This window comes from Curtobacterium sp. MCBA15_013, assembly GCF_001865095.1.
In the GTDB taxonomy this organism is placed as follows: Bacteria; Actinomycetota; Actinomycetes; order Actinomycetales; family Microbacteriaceae; genus Curtobacterium.
In genome coordinates, this window is record NZ_MJGQ01000003.1 from 19,057 (window position 1) to 19,627 (window position 571).

A 571-nucleotide genomic window follows, 5' to 3' on the forward strand; every position below is an offset into this window, starting at 1 on the left:
CGCCGGGACCGTCGAGGTCGAGACCCTCGAGCTCGACGGCAGCTCGATCGAGCGGACCGGGCCGGCCGGTCGGATCCCGGTCCGGACCCCCGGGCTGTCGATGATCTTCCAGGACGCGATGTCGTCCCTCGACCCGGTGTGGACGATCGGCAGCCAGCTGGTCGCCGTGCTCCGGGCCACCGAGCGGGTGTCGAAGCGACGCGCCACCGCCGATGCCCTCGAACGGCTCCGTGCCGTGGGCATCACCGACCCGGACCGGGTCATGGGTGCCGAGCCGCACGAGCTCTCCGGGGGGATGCGGCAGCGCGTGATGATGGCCATCGCGCTCGCCTCGAAGCCCGCACTGCTCATCGCCGACGAACCCACGAGCGCGCTCGACGCATCGCTCGCCGTCGGTGCGATGCAGCTCATGGTCGACCTCGCCGAGCAGGAGGGGACGGCGGTGCTCGTGATCACGCACGACATCGAGCTCTGCCGGCGCTTCACCGACTTCGTCGTCGTCATGTACCAGGGCGAGATCGTCGAGCAGCTGCCGTCCTCGCGACTCGACGAGGCCACCCACCCGTACACC

General features: G+C 70.8%; 1 protein-coding gene. It reads left to right on the forward strand.

All coding sequences use genetic code 11. The features are described from left to right. Nucleotides 1-571 (forward strand): ATP-binding cassette domain-containing protein (locus BIV01_RS02030; protein ID WP_139199173.1); only part of this gene is annotated, 571 nt, incomplete at both ends.